This window comes from Gilliamella sp. LMG 34359 (assembly GCF_984569085.1).
Map to the genome: position 1 here is coordinate 1,175,010 of NZ_OZ474906.1, position 14,509 is coordinate 1,189,518.

General features: G+C 33.0%; 9 protein-coding genes and 1 pseudogene. 6 read left to right on the forward strand and 4 right to left on the reverse strand.

Going from position 1 to position 14,509, the window contains the following annotated elements:
- Positions 1–25 precede the first annotated feature (25 nt).
- The 3 genes from AC5LXV_RS05475 (at position 26) to AC5LXV_RS05485 (ending at position 5,917) form a co-directional block, all read left to right on the forward strand.
- Positions 26–1,861, forward strand: a complete 1,836-nt coding sequence (locus tag AC5LXV_RS05475; RefSeq protein ID WP_493467579.1) for a hypothetical protein — start codon at positions 26–28, stop codon at positions 1,859–1,861.
- A 194-nt stretch (positions 1,862–2,055) separates the two neighbouring features.
- Positions 2,056–3,891: a hypothetical protein gene (locus AC5LXV_RS05480; RefSeq protein ID WP_493467580.1), complete on the forward strand. Its 1,836-nt coding sequence runs from the start codon at positions 2,056–2,058 to the stop codon at positions 3,889–3,891.
- 190 nt (positions 3,892–4,081) lie between these two features.
- Positions 4,082–5,917, forward strand: coding sequence for a hypothetical protein (locus AC5LXV_RS05485; RefSeq protein ID WP_493467581.1), 1,836 nt, complete (start codon positions 4,082–4,084; stop codon positions 5,915–5,917).
- A gap of 73 nt (positions 5,918–5,990) precedes the next feature.
- Here AC5LXV_RS05485 and AC5LXV_RS05490 read toward each other — a convergent pair whose 3' ends face one another.
- The gene (locus AC5LXV_RS05490; RefSeq protein ID WP_493467582.1) at positions 5,991–6,458 is read right to left on the reverse strand and encodes an AraC family transcriptional regulator; all 468 of its coding nucleotides are present in this window, start codon (positions 6,456–6,458) and stop codon (positions 5,991–5,993) included.
- Positions 6,459–6,768: 310 nt separating this feature from the next.
- Between AC5LXV_RS05490 and AC5LXV_RS05495 the strand changes: the two are divergent.
- A pseudogene (locus AC5LXV_RS05495) lies at positions 6,769–7,631 on the forward strand (RNA ligase family protein).
- On the forward strand, positions 7,628–8,770 hold the full coding sequence (locus AC5LXV_RS05500; protein WP_493467583.1) for an AAA family ATPase: 1,143 nt from the start codon (positions 7,628–7,630) through the stop codon (positions 8,768–8,770). Before AC5LXV_RS05495 ends, AC5LXV_RS05500 begins: the two are co-directional and overlap by 4 nt.
- A gap of 57 nt (positions 8,771–8,827) precedes the next feature.
- Here AC5LXV_RS05500 and AC5LXV_RS05505 read toward each other — a convergent pair whose 3' ends face one another.
- Both AC5LXV_RS05505 and AC5LXV_RS05510 read right to left on the reverse strand, forming a co-directional pair.
- Positions 8,828–10,231: a glycoside hydrolase family 1 protein gene (locus tag AC5LXV_RS05505; protein ID WP_493467584.1), complete on the reverse strand. Its 1,404-nt coding sequence runs from the start codon at positions 10,229–10,231 to the stop codon at positions 8,828–8,830.
- Between the two features lie 9 nt (positions 10,232–10,240).
- Positions 10,241–12,100, reverse strand: coding sequence for a beta-glucoside-specific PTS transporter subunit IIABC (locus AC5LXV_RS05510; RefSeq protein ID WP_493467585.1), 1,860 nt, complete (start codon positions 12,098–12,100; stop codon positions 10,241–10,243).
- Positions 12,101–12,394: 294 nt separating this feature from the next.
- On the opposite strand from AC5LXV_RS05510, the gene AC5LXV_RS05515 reads away from it, so the two are divergent.
- Entirely contained in the window at positions 12,395–13,516 is a 1,122-nt protein-coding gene (locus AC5LXV_RS05515) for an MFS transporter (protein ID WP_493467586.1), read from the forward strand.
- Between the two features lie 79 nt (positions 13,517–13,595).
- On the opposite strand, the gene citG is transcribed toward AC5LXV_RS05515, so the two are convergent.
- On the reverse strand, positions 13,596–14,489 hold the full coding sequence (citG, locus tag AC5LXV_RS05520; RefSeq protein ID WP_493451767.1) for a triphosphoribosyl-dephospho-CoA synthase CitG: 894 nt from the start codon (positions 14,487–14,489) through the stop codon (positions 13,596–13,598).
- Positions 14,490–14,509: the final 20 nt, after the last annotated feature.

Sequence of the window (14,509 nt, forward strand, 5' to 3'; positions counted from 1 at the left end):
CATTGACAGGAGAGCTAGAAAGTACATGAAGACTTTAGTTAAAATCTGCTTAGTTCCTTTTTTATTGGGGATAGGATCAACTCAATATGTGATCGCAAAGGTAAAAATGAACGAGCAACAAGCACCAATCGTCAAGCAATTAAAAAAACAGGGAATTTTACCTAATAAAACTTATTACCAACTTGATTATTTGCCAGCTTTGGATAATCAAGACAGTTTCCCTGAAAAAAGTTTACATTCATCAGTAAATGAATTAGAAACCAATCCAAATATGTACATAATGGCGACTCAAAGCATTGCACAAGTGCAGTTAAATAAAAACTACCAATATAGCCAGGTAACACAACTTGATCGAAATATTATTGAAGTTATTTATCCTACTGATTCATTTCAATCATTAGACGATGGCGTTTATTTTTATACCTTAGATGAACATAAACAGTTACAAAAGAAAAACTCATTCAACGATGTCTACTTATTACCAAGCTACTTAAGGGTTGAAAAAAAACACGGCATTGTGGTGAGTATTCAAAAAAGACCTTTAACTTCTATTACCCATTATAAATATGATTATTGGTCTAATAACAGCTTAAAATATCTAAAATTAGAAATGTATGATAACAATAAAAAGGTTATTTATGATTCTGAGGTATTTTTTGATGAAAAAGGAGAGATGGTAAAAGCGATCAGAAAAAATATAGAAACAAAACAATCTTCTATTGAAACTATCGTGCATCAAGAAGATATTTACTCGATAGATGAGTTCTTTGATAATGAAGGCATTAAAACTAATAGAGTCAGCCATTATGAGAACTCGTTCCGTGTAAAAAATGAGGTATTAAATAAAAACGGTAAAGTAATAAAAACCAATAACGCCGAACCAGAAATATTCGATTTTGACAAAGATTTGGAAGAGCCTTATCCTTACAATAAGCTAGTAATGAATGTCGAAAAGAGTAATGCATTACTGACCGATTCAATGTTTGAACAAGGTATCCGTGATAATGCTAAGTACGACGAAGAAGCGCTTAAAAGAGCCCAGTATTTAGGTATTAAACCAAAGCAAGTTTACTATCATAAACTACCTTTTCCAAGTTTTATGGCTGAACGCTATAAGAACTATCCTCATCAAGCACCTTTAACGCTAATTGAAGCCGAAAATCAATCACCTCAAGAAAAATACAGTGATTTAATAAAAGTTGAAATAGATAATAATTATCAATATAAGAAAATTGATAAAACCAAATGGCAACAAGCAGCTATCTCATTACCTTCAGCGCAACTTAAATCTCTTGAAAATGGTATTCATTTTTTTGTGATTAATAACAAAGGTCAGTTGACACCGTTAAACAGTGTTGAAGAAGCTATAGTTCAACCTACTTATGTTCGTGTGGAAAAAGTCATGGGCAAAATTGTCTCAACATTGCAAAAAACACGTGTGCAATGGTTAACAACCGAGTTTGATTACAAAAAGAATTCCCCTATTCGAAGTAAACTAACTGTCATTGAAAGCCATGTTGTCCCAAAATTGGTGATTGAGTCAGAATATGAAAGTGGGCAATATTTACCTGTCTCACAAGTCATAAAAAATACTCAAGGTAATATTATTCGAACGTATAAATCTGTTAAAAAGAAAAATATTATCGCTATTTTAGAAAGATTCAATGAACAAGGCGTTAAAACTAATCATATTGAGATATCCAAACAAAAAGATATTGAAAATCAATACTTTGATAATAAAGAGCATGTGCGATTTACAACAAGTGATATTCAAGATAAAGAGCATTCGCAACTTTATGATGAGTTACCATTTAATCCGGATGGATTTGAAATGTTGTTATTTGAACATTTTAAAAAATAACAGTACAGATAAAACAATTTATTTGAGTTGAAGACACGATCGGCAGAGCGATTATAAATCGGAAATGGTAAGTTCCTAAATAAATGAAATGGAGATAGAACAAAATTAATCAATAAACTACTAACTATTTCCCTAAAAACTAAACAATTATTGAAAAATAGCCAAGTAAAAAAAAGAACTGTATTGGAGAAAATATGCAGAAATTAGTGAAAACATTCTTACTTCTTTTTTTAGTAGGAATTGGATCAACTCAATATGTGATCGCAAAGGTAAAAATGAACGAGCAACAAGCACCAATCGTCAAGCAATTAAAACAACAAGGAATTTTACCTCAAAAGGTTTATTTTCAATATGAAGTTATACCTGCTCTAAATAATAAATATAGTTTCCCTAATGAAAATTTATATTCATTAGTATCAGATTTAGAGACTCACCCAGATATGTATAACTTAGCAATTCAGAATATTGCACAAGTAAAATTAAATGAAAATTACCAATATAGTGATGTATTACAACGTAGTCGAAATATTATCGAAGTTATCTACCCGACTGATTCATTTCAAGCATTAGACGATGGTGTTTATTTTTATATCTTAGATGAACAAAAGCAGTTACAAAAAAAAGAGTCATTTAACGAGGTTTACAAATTACCCTGTTATTTAAGAGTCGAAAAAAAACATGGTATTGTGGTAAGTATTCAAAAAAGACCTTTAGCAGCAATTTCTCATTATAAGTATGATTATTGGCCAAATAATAGCCTAAAATATCTGAAAATAGAAATGTTAGATAGTAACAATAATATTATTTATGATTCTGAGATATTTTTTAATGATAACGGAAAAATGGTCAAAGCAATCAGGAAGAATATAAAAACTGGGCAGTATTCTATTGAAAATATTATTCATCAGGATGTTATTTATTCTATCGAAGAATATTATAATAATTCAGATATAAAAACTAATCGTGTGACTAATTATGAAAACACTTCTCGCGTAAAAAATGAGGTATTAAATAAAAACGGTAAAGTAATAAAAACCAATAGCGCCGAACCAGAAATATTCGATTTTGACAAAGATTTGGATGAACCTTACCCATATAATAAGCTAGTAATGAATGTCGAAAAGAGTAATGCATTACTGACCGATTCAATGTTTGAACAAGGTATCCGTGATAATGCTAAGTACGACGAAGAAGCCCTTAAAAGAGCCAAGTATTTAGGTATTAAACCAAAGCAAGTTTACTATCATAAACTACCTTTCCCGAGTTTTATGGCTGAACGCTATAAGAACTATCCTCATCAAGCACCTTTAACGCTAATTGAAGCCGAAAATCAATCACCTCAAGAAAAATACAGTGATTTAATAAAAGTTGAAATAGATAATAATTATCAATATAAGAAAATTGATAAAACCAAATGGCAACAAACGGCTATCTCATTAGCTTCAGCGCAACTTAAATCTCTTGAAAATGGTATTCACTTTTTTGTGATTAATAACAAAGGTCAGTTAACACCGTTAAACGGTGCTGAAGAGGCTATAGCGCAACCTACTTATGTTCGAGTGGAAAAAGTCATGGGCAAAATTGTCTCAACATTGCAAAAAACACGTGTGCAATGGTTAACAACCGAGTTTGATTACAAAAAGAATTCCCCTATTCGAAGTAAACTAACTGTCATTGAAAGCCATGTTGTCCCAAAATTGGTGATTGAGTCAGAATATGAAAGTGGGCAATATTTACCTGTCTCACAAGTCATAAAAAATGCTCAAGGTAATATTATTCGAACGTATAAAACTGTTAAAAAGAAAAATATTATTGCTATATTAGAAAGATTCAATGAACAAGGCGTTAAAACTAACCATATTGAGATATCCAAACAAAAAGATATTGAAAATCAATACCTTGATAATAAAGAGCATGTGCGATTTACAACAAGTGATATTCAAGATAAAGAGCATCCGCAACTTTATGATGAGTTACCATTTAATCCGGATGGATTTGAAATGATGCTATTTGAACATTTTAAAAAATAACTGTACAGATAAAACAATTTATTTGAGTTGAAGACACGATCGGCAGAGCGATTATAAATCGGAAATGGTAAGTTCCCAAATAAAAGAAATAGAGATAGAACAAAATTAATCAATAAACTACTAACTATTTCCCTAAAAACTAAACAATTATTGAAAAATAGCCAAGTAAAAAAACTGTATTGGAGAAAATATGCAGAAATTAGTGAAAACATTCTTACTTCTTTTTTTAGTAGGGATTGGATCAACTCAATATGTGATTGCAAAGGTAAAAATGAACGAGCAACAAGCACCAATCGTCAAACAATTAAAAAAACAGGGAATTTTACCTAATAAAACTTATTACCAACTTGATTATTTGCCCGCTTTGGATAATGAAGATCGAATCCCTAATAAAACTTTATATCCATCATTATCTCATTTAGAAACCATCCCAGAGATGTATATAATGGCAATGCAGAGCATTGCACAAGTACAGTTAAATGAAAATTATCAATATAGCAAAGTATTGCGACTTAATCGAAATATTATCGAAGTTATCTACCCGACTGATTCATTTCAATCATTAGACGATGGCGTTTATTTTTATACCTTAGATGAAAATAAACAGTTACAACCAAAAGGGTCATTTAACGAGGTCTACAAATTACCCTGTTATTTAAGAGTCGAAAAAAAACACGGCATTGTGGTCAGTATTCAAAAAAGAGGCTTAGCATCCATCAGCCGTTATATTTATGATTATTGGCATAATACTAATCTGAAATATCTTAAAATAGAAAGATACGATACTAAAAATAATATTATTTATGATTCAGAGGTGTTTTTTGATGATAAAGGAGAGATGGTAAAAGCGATCAGGAAAAATACAAAAACGGGGCTATACTCTATCGAAAATATTATTCATCAAGGAGAGATCTACTCAATTAATGAATTCTTTGATAATGAAGGCAATATAACTAATCGTGTGACTAATTATGAGAACACTTCTCGCGTAAAAAATGAGGTATTAAATAAAAACGGTAAAGTAATAAAAACCAATAGCGCCGAACCAGAAATATTCGATTTTGACAAAGATTTGGATGAACCTTACCCATATAATAAGCTAGTAATGAATGTCGAAAAGAGTAATGCATCACTGACCGATTCAATGTTTGAACAAGGTATCCGTGATAATGCTAAGTACGACGAAGATGCCCTTAAAAGAGCCAAGTATTTAGGTATTAAACCGAACCAAGTTTATTATCATAAACTACCTTTCCCAAGTTTTATGGCTGAACGCTATAAGAATTTCCCGCATCAAGCACCTTTAACGTTAATTGAAGCCGAAAATCAATCTCCTCAAGAGAAATACAGTGATTTAATAAAAGTTGAAATAGATAATAATTATCAATATAAAAAAATCGATAAAACCAAATGGCAACAAACGGCTATCTCGTTACCTTCATCGCAATTTAAATCTCTCGAAAATGGTATTCACTTTTTTGTGATTAATGACAAAGGACAATTAACGCCGTTAAACGGTGCCGAAGAGGCTATAGCGCAACCTACTTATGTTCGAGTGGAAAAAGTCATGGGTAAAATTGTCTCAACGTTACAAAAAAACCGTGTGCAATGGTTAACAACCGAGTTTGATTACAAAAAGAATTCCCCTATTCGAAGTAAACTAACTGTTATTGAAAGCCATGTTGTCCCAAAATTGGTGATAGAGTCGGAATATGAAAGCGGGCAATATTTACCTGTCTCACAAGTCATAAAAAATGCTCAAGGTAATATTATTCGAACGTATAAAACTGTTAAAAAGAAAAATATTATCGCTATTTTAGAAAGATTCGATGAACAAGGCGTTAAAACTAACCATATTGAGATATCCAAACAAAACGATATTGAAAATCAATACCTTGATAATAAAGAGCATGTGCGATTTACAACAAGTGATATCCAAGATAAAGAGCATCCGCAACTTTATGATGAGTTACCATTTAATCCAGATGGATTTGAAATGATGCTATTTGAACATTTTAAAAAATAACAGTACAGACTAAACAACATAATATAACAATAAGTGCTGATAGAACTTACTGTTATCGTAATTATGATAAGCATTATTTATCTAACAAAGGTAAATAAACATCCGTTATCATCTGTTCAGATTTTACGCTTGTACCAACATTAACATAATGAAAAATTGGGGGAAAATCTCCCAGTTTTTCTCCACTATTTGGTAACCATTTTTCCAGTAAATAAATAATAGCTTGATTATGATATCTCGAACCTATATCTCTGGCTTTTGCACAGCGAAGTTGAGGAATCGTTTTATTTATTACTCCATAAATGTTATTAGCAATAGGTTGGTTAATAGCAATACCAAAATCGACATGATGTTTTTCCGCTGGTGTTATTTTAGGATTGGTATAATGAATGCCGTAGTTTCTATATTTATTATCTAAAAGCTGATTTTCTTGTCGCCATTTTATCAGTTTGTTTACTGATTCATGTTCTAACTCGGGCGCGCCATAATGCTCAATAACGGCTAACTGTGTCATTGGGAAGAGTACAATTTTGACATCCATATAAACCTCATAATTTATCAATGGTAATCATCTTGTTGAATCTTAACACTGATTAAGTATATAAAAAAATCGAATTTCACTTGACAATTGATCTGCTGAAAAAGATAATGGCGCCGTTTTTTTAGTCTAATATTTAATTTTTTTGTGAGGTGGCAAAATGCCTGTATTCAATACTTTATCTTAATGCCGACATGGTATCTTCTATTATATTGTCTTTTAGCTTTTTCTAAAGCACCTACGTTGCAGTTCAATCTATAGATCTTCAGATCTTCGCCTTGTCGGTTTTCCCTAATTTTTCGGAGAAAACAAAATGACAATGGAAACTTATATTCAAAAATTAGAATTAATTAAATACCCACGAACTCCACATTTGCAAAGTTCACGCTTACAATTGGGTGATAGTGAGCATGGCCAGCTACCCTATAACCAATTAATAGGGCAATATATTGTGGTTGAAGAAAAACTCGATGGCGCTAACTGCGCAATTAGTTTTTCGCAAAGTGGTGAACTATTATTACAATCACGCGGTCATTACTTAATAGGGAGCGGTCGAGAACGTCAATTTAATCTATTTAAACATTGGGCAACTGTCCATGAAAGCTGGTTAATTGAACGTTTAGAAGATCGCTATATTATGTATGGGGAATGGTTACATAAAAAACACGCTATTTTTTATGATGCATTACCACACTATTTTTGTGAATTTGATATTTGGGATAGACTAATAACTGTTTCTTATCGACCCAAAAGAATTCTCAACTATGGGCTAATGGTCCTATTTTATCTGTTCCCGTATTGTATTCGGGAATCGCACCGCAAAGATTGGGAGACTTATTAGCGTTAGTTATACATTCTTTAATTAAAACAGATGAATGGAGAAGTTATTTTGAAAAAAATATTATACAAGAAAAACTTGATTTAATTAAAGCTTGGCAATAGTGTGATAACACTTATGCGATAGAAAGTGTATATTTGAAGATTGTATCAGAATATACCATAACGGGATGTTTAAAATGGCTAAGATAAGATTTTGTTCAATCTATTTTAGTTGCAGGTCAACACCATTTACAGCAACCATTTATTTTTAATCAATTAGCTAAAAAAGCCGAGCTTTATACGCCACAAATAACGATAAATTGGAATGATGGAATAATATTTGGAAGTGATTTATGAGTTATTCGCAGTTACAACAAGAGATCGCCTACAGTATCCGCAAAGATAACTTTGATCAGTGGTTGGAATGTATCCCTGCGTTGAATAAATTGATGACGACACCACAAGATCCTACTTATCATGGCGAGGGAAATGTCTGGATTCATACTCAAATGGTATTAAGATCCTTGATAACTCAAGATGAGTTTGCAACATCTTCCGATGATGAGAGGTTTGTGCTATTTATGGCTGCTTTGTTACATGATATTGCCAAACCAGAAACGACCATCATTGATGAGTTAAGTGGTCGAATTTCACAACCAAGACATTCCCTAAAAGGATCGATTAGTAGTCGAATACTATTATGGCGTTTGGGCATTGATTTTGAGTTAAGAGAGAAAATTTGTCGGATTATTCGAGCACATCAAGTGCCATTTTATGCTTTGAATGATGATAGCAATAACAAATCACCGCAATGGTTAATTCATCGGCTATCATGGGAACTTCCTGTCTGGATGTTATGTATGCATGCAAAGGCTAATATCCAAGGTCGTATTTGTGATGATAAGCGTCGACTACTTGATGAGGTTGAACTTTTCAAGCAATTAGCTTTGGAAGAAGGGTGTTTATATCAAGCGCGGCAATTTATAGATGATTACACCCGAGTACACTATTTTCGAGATAGTAAAATGTTGCCTGATTATGTATTTTATTGCCAATCAGGACCTAAGGTTATTTTAATGTCAGGTTTACCTGCCTCAGGTAAAAATAGTTGGGTAACTAAATACTATCCGCAATTACCGGTTGCCTCATATGATGATGCAAGGAGTGAACTGAAATTAAAGCATGGTCAAAATGAAGGATTAGTGATCCAATTTGTATTAGCTAAAGTAAAACAATATTTAAGAGACAATCAACCATTTATTTGGAATGCTACTCATTTATCGCGAGATATGCGAGAAAAAGCATTGGATTTACTTTATGCTTACCATGCCGAAGTTGAAATTGTTTATCTTGAGCAGCCAGAACAAACATTGTATCAACGCAATTCAAGCCGAGATACTAGCTTACCAAATAAGAAAATTACCCAAATGCTTTCTAAATGGCAAGTCCCATTACCGACAGAGGCGCATAAAGTGACATATTTAGTAAATTTATGAGATTTAATATGAGTTATGATGGGCTTTTTTAAAGCCCATCTTTATATTGTGTATTAACTATTCTTTAATGCCATTGTCTTTGATGACTTGCTGATACCAATAAAAACTATCTTTTTTAATTCGATTAAGTGTTTTTAAGTCATGATCATCTCGATCGACATAGACAAAGCCATAACGTTTTTTGAAACCTTGATGTGAGCTTAATAAATCAATTACTGACCATGGACAGTATCCGAATAGTTCAACACCATCTTCAATCGCATCATGACAAGCTAAAATATGTGATTTGATATAATCAATGCGATAATCATCATGTACTTTATTGTCAGCGGTTAAGATATCAGGAGTGCCTAAGCCATTTTCAGTAATAATTAACGGTAAACGATATTGGCGATAATATTCATTTAGTACAAGGCGTAATCCCATAGGGTCAATTTGTGCACCATAAGTTGAGGCAACTAAATTTGGATTTTTCTCGATTTTGAAGTAACCGTAAAGGTCAAAATCGATATCTTTTTCTTTGCTACCAAATGGATGTGCATCGTCCTCTGGTAAATAACTGGCAACCAAAGTTCGATAATAATTTACAGCAATAAAATCAGGTTTTGCTTGTTTTAAAATTTGTGCATCTTCTGATTGAGTAATAGGATAGATACCGCAACGATTTAAGTAATTTTTATAATACCCTGGATAGTCACCAAAACAGTACATTTCAAGTGCGTAATTGGTTTTGAAATTATCATTCATTTTTGCCGCCCATACATCCATGGGTTTGTTACTTGCAGGGTAGGTCATGGTTGATGATACCGCCGGCCCCACTTTACTACCAGAAATTAGCTCATGACAATCATTGGTTGCCATCGCATGAGCAACAAACATATGATAATCCATTTGGGCGCGAACTTTTTCAATATCCTCAGGCGCAACTTGGTACATATTCATTCTTTCATTGACACGAATCATCAGATTTTGTTCATTATTAATCTGCCAATGTTTTACCCGATCGCCAAATGCTTGATAACAGATTTGCGCATAACGTCTGAATGCATCAACACAGCGACGATCTTGCCAACCATTATATTTATCAACTAAGGCGAATGGTAAGTCAAAATGATAAAGAGTGATAAATGGAATGATATCGTTCTTGATTAATTCATTGATGACTCTGTTGTAGAAATCAATGCTAGCTTGATTTATTTCACCATCACCATCGGGAATAATACGAGCCCATGATATAGAAAAGCGATAAGTTTTTAGTCCTAACTCTTTAAATAACGCAATATCACTTTCAACATGATGATAAAAATCACTGGCGACTTTACTGTCGGCTTGTATAGCAGAGCGTTGAAATGAATTATAATCGGCAACAGTCATTCCTTTGCCATCTGCATCCCATCCACCTTCAATTTGAAATGCTGAAGATGATGCCCCCCACCAAAAATCCTTAGCAAAAGCTTTCATAACTAACCTCTAAACTTGAATAAATAATAAATCGTCTTTTTCACTAACCTGAGCTTGTTGACAATATTCTATATGTTTATATTGATCGGAATTAACCACAATAATTGAGGTGGTTAAATCAAATTGTTGTTTTATTTTATCAATATCAAATGAAACTAATTTGGTTCCTTTAGTAATATGTTGACCAGCGTGAACATAAGATTGGAAGTATTTACCTTGTAAATTAACTGTATCAATACCGATATGAATTAGTAGTTCAATACTATTATCTAATTTTAGCCCTATTGCATGTAAAGTAGGGTAGAGTGCCGTAACGGTACAATCTTCAGGGGCAACGATTTCACCCACTCTAGGATAAACTGCGATTCCTTTTCCCATTGCACCTGAGGCGAATACTTCATCTTTGACTTGATTTAACGCAATCACCTCGCCAGCAACTGGCGACACAATAGTGGTATCCGATGTTAATTGTGTACTGGACGTTGTTTGAACTGTTTTTGACGCTTCCTCATTTGGTATATCATTAAATCCAACAATCATCGTCATAATGCATGAACCAAAAAAAGCAAAACCTATACCAATTAAATAACATAAGAAAGCTTTTGTACCTGCTTCGGCGTACACCGGTATTGTTAATACTCCTTGGTTAGCAAATGCGTTACCATAGGAGCCTCCCCAACCCATTAAGCCCCCTGCGATTGCGCCACAAATGACGGCGCAGATCATCGGCCTTTTTAATCTTAAATTGGCACCATAAATTGCTGGTTCAGTAATGCCAAACAGGGCTGTGACCGTTGCCGATGCTGCGACTGTTTTAAGATTTTTATTTTTGGTTTTGAAAAATACGCCAAACGCTGCACCAGCTTGGGCAAAATTAGCCGCACCAGCAAACGCCAAAAGATTTTGTCTGCCTGTTTGCGCTACATCATTGATGCCAATTGGCACAATTGCGCGGTGAGCGCCAAATATAACTAAAATACACCATACTCCACCAATAAAAGCACCTAATAAGATAGGACTGACCCCCATGATGAAGTAATAGACCCAGTTTATAAATTCGCCGATATAGATACCAATTGGGCCAAAAATAAGTAATGTAGCGGGGATCATGATAAGTAATGAAAAAGTAGGTACCATGATAATTTTTAAGACTTCTGGAATAATATTTTCTAGAAATTTTTGTACATAACTTAAAATAAACACCGCTAATATAATTGGAATAACACTCGAAGTGTAACTGGCTTTGGTGAGTTCGATGGCAAACAGTGTGACTTCGGTTTTACTAGCCATTAAGTTGACGATTGATGGATAGCATAATGTTGCACCAATAATCATGGAGATAAATTCATGTGCTTTAAATACTTTAGCAGCGGTATAACCGAGTATTATTGGCATGAAGTAAAAAACTGCATCCGATGCGGCATGTAAAATCGTATAGGTGTTATAGGTTTTGATATCAGTTTGATAGTAATAATTACCTATCATAACGGCTATAGCTAAAATTCCCTTTAACATACCTGAAGCGGCAATAGCCGGGATTATTGGTGTAAAAATAGCGGCGAAGGCATTTAAAATTTTTACCCCTAAAGATACTTTGGGTTCAGATAGTTTATTTTGCGTTAGCTCACCGATTAAAGGCAGTAATTGATCATAAATTTTGGTGACTTTGTTGCCTAATACGACTTGGTATTGCCCACTACTTTCAACGACCGAAATCACTCCTTCTGTCTGTAATAATTTTTCGCGATCAGCCTTTTTACTGTCATTTAATTGAAATCGTAAGCGAGTAAAGCAGTGTGTTAAACTAATAACATTCTCTTTACCGCCAACTAATTCAAGTATTTGCCGTGCAATTTTTTGATAGTCCATTATTTTCTCCATTACTTAAAGAATGGTTGTACATTGATAAAAAAGGCTAAATACACTAACAATTATCATTATAATATTGATCATAATGTTGTGATTAGTATGACTTTAGTGAGATTAATTTTTATCACTTCATTTACCTTTTTCAAGCTAGCATAGTTTAAAAAATTAGACAAGTAAGCTTTAATTATTGCTAAATAATTTATTTAGATATATTTTTAGAAGCAAAATTATACTTATTAAAATTGTGGATAAATGAAATCGGCCAAAAAGAAATCTTTTTTACTTTTGTGTATAGTGTTTTTTTTCTGGTATGCACAATATATCTATATTCCTTATCAAACCCCATATCTTGCGGCGATAAATTTATCGACCAATGTAATCGGTATTGTGGTTAGTGCTTATGGTTTGTCACAATTATTTTTAAGATTACCAGTTGGATTATTAGCCAATGTAAAAGAAAAACATAAAATTTTTATTATGCTAGGAGCTTTTTTTGCTGGAATAGCCTCTGTAATTCGTATTATTGAACCGAACGGCACTGGATTTTTGATTGGTAACATAATTTCTGGTTTCGCAAGTGCAATGTGGATATCTTTTATGGTACTTTTTTTAGGTTTTTATCCTAAATCTAAAAAAGGTTATGCAACCAGTTTAATTATAATGGTAAATAATCTAGGTGTATTTTTAGCTTTTCTAACCAGTACATTATTGTATGATTACATTCACATGGTGGGAATCTGTTTGCTTAGTTGCTTAAGTGGCTTAGTGGCGTTTATTTTAGCAATAAAACTTAAATATCCAGAAAAAATCCATCATGATTTTAATTATCATCTTCTATTTAGCGCTTTATGTAATCGAAAATTATTATTTTTTTCGTTTCTTGCTTTAATTCAGCAAGGCATTCAAATGTCTACCACAATGTCTTTTACCAGTCAGATACTGAGTGATTTAGGGGGGAGTGCCTCTTTAATTGGGATCTCCTCAATGGTCTATATGTTATCTTCAGTTTTATTTGCTAAATTGGCAGCGAGCAAATGGATCAATTTATTGAGTATAACAGGTTGGGTAATTTTTTCTTTTTTATTATTAGCACTGTATTGTATTTTGGTACCTCAAGTATCTTATATTTATATCATTTTACTCTTACAAATTATTCCTGGTATAGGGACAGGTATTTTATTTTCATTTTTAAATTTTGAAGCGATGGTAGATGTGCCATCGTATGCGCGTTCAGCAGCAATGGGGTTGTTTCAAGCTATTTATGCATTAGGCATGACACTGTTTCCTATTATTGTTGGTGTGATCAGTTTGCAATGGTCGATGACTATGGCTTATTTTAGCTTAGCCGGCATAGCCATCATTGCTGCAATTTTATCAATAATCTATTGGATAAAATTTAAAAGCGACATTGGCTAAAATATTTATAAAAAAATAGGCTAATTAGATAGATAAATTTTTTTAGTATTTGAAGGATAGATATTATTTTGAATAGATATTATTTTGAAAAGTTAGCTAGGAACCAAGTAACGGCAATTAGATCCGCTGAACCGCCGGGGCTTAAATTACGTTTTATTAGTTCGTCATCTAATCTTAGCATTTTTTCCCTACCATTTTGTTGCATGATGCCACCTTGATTGATTAAATCCCTAGCCTCTTTATGCACAAAATTTAACCCTTCAAGTCCTCCTCGGGAAACTAAGTTGGTATCTTGATTGTAGGCTAATAAATATAACATCGCTTGTAATAAAGCAGATTCCTCACTGTAACCACTATTTAACATTTTTTGATAAACTGGTAATGATATCTGGTTAACCGTCTTATAACCTGATTCTGCTTCACCTCTTGCTCCAGTAAGATTATGTTGCTTAAAAAGTCGTTCTCCTACTGAATTACGGTGATTATTTTGTGATAATTCGTTGTTGACCATACCTTGGCAAATATTGGCGACCTCATTACAGATTATAGGCACAGTCACTGGTGATTTAAGTTGTGCTAATTTACCAATGGTACTGAGCAATAGACCAAAAGCAAATATTCCACCTTTATGGGTATTCACTTGGTTAGTTGCAGTGAACATCGCTTTTTCACATTCAAGACCTATTGGTCTGATATTGGTTAAAAAATCAGAAGTAGATATGTTGGCATTGCTTTTACCGTATTGATAAAAATCTTCAAACCAACTTGAAATGGCACTAATACTTTTTATGAATGTTTGAAAATTCATATCTTGATGTGCGCCATTATTATTCATATCAACCAATCCTGGTTTAGGCGATAAACAGATCTCTCGGATCAATGCTTTTAAAGCAAGTATCGGTGGTAAACTTAAAACATGAGGATTAAGTAATTCTGATTCTAAGCGACCAATTTGCGAAGAATAATTACTCATTAACTGGTTTACCTGCAAAC

Coding starts and splice junctions, on each gene's coding strand:
- AC5LXV_RS05475 (WP_493467579.1), top strand. CDS start 26: ATGAAGACTTTAGTTAAAATCTGCTTAGTTCCTTTTTTATTGGGGATA.
- AC5LXV_RS05480 (WP_493467580.1), top strand. CDS start 2,056: ATGCAGAAATTAGTGAAAACATTCTTACTTCTTTTTTTAGTAGGAATT.
- AC5LXV_RS05485 (WP_493467581.1), top strand. CDS start 4,082: ATGCAGAAATTAGTGAAAACATTCTTACTTCTTTTTTTAGTAGGGATT.
- AC5LXV_RS05490 (WP_493467582.1), bottom strand. CDS start 6,458: ATGGATGTCAAAATTGTACTCTTCCCAATGACACAGTTAGCCGTTATT.
- AC5LXV_RS05500 (WP_493467583.1), top strand. CDS start 7,628: ATGAGTTATTCGCAGTTACAACAAGAGATCGCCTACAGTATCCGCAAA.
- AC5LXV_RS05505 (WP_493467584.1), bottom strand. CDS start 10,231: ATGAAAGCTTTTGCTAAGGATTTTTGGTGGGGGGCATCATCTTCAGCA.
- AC5LXV_RS05510 (WP_493467585.1), bottom strand. CDS start 12,100: ATGGACTATCAAAAAATTGCACGGCAAATACTTGAATTAGTTGGCGGT.
- citG (WP_493451767.1), bottom strand. CDS start 14,489: ATGAGTAATTATTCTTCGCAAATTGGTCGCTTAGAATCAGAATTACTT.